Annotated in this window: 1 pseudogene; it reads left to right on the forward strand. The window is 77.0% G+C overall.

The features are described from left to right. A pseudogene (locus TN53_RS43800) lies at nucleotides 1-304 on the forward strand (hypothetical protein); the annotation flags it as partial.

Genomic DNA, 304 nt, shown 5'->3' on the forward strand with positions numbered 1-304 from the left:
CCCCCAACACCCTGCACGCCGGCCTGGACCCGCGCTCGCGGGCCACCGCGTTCACGGCACTGCCACTGGCCACGCTGCCGTCACTGCTGCACACGATGGTCGGCCCGCTCACCCACGGCACCACCGTGGTCCTGCAGGACGTCTGGGACCCGGAGACCGCACTGGACCTGATGGCCTCGGCCGACGTGCGCGCAGCGCTGGCCACCCCCGCGCAGTGGGCGGAACTGGTCGCCGCCCAGGAACAGCGGCCGCGCCCGCCGGGCCGGCTCCAGCACGCGCTCCTCCCCGGCCGGGCCGGCGCCAC

It is taken from the genome of Streptomyces sp. WM6386 (genome assembly GCF_000972385.1).
Lineage (GTDB): Bacteria > Actinomycetota > Actinomycetes > Streptomycetales > Streptomycetaceae > Streptomyces.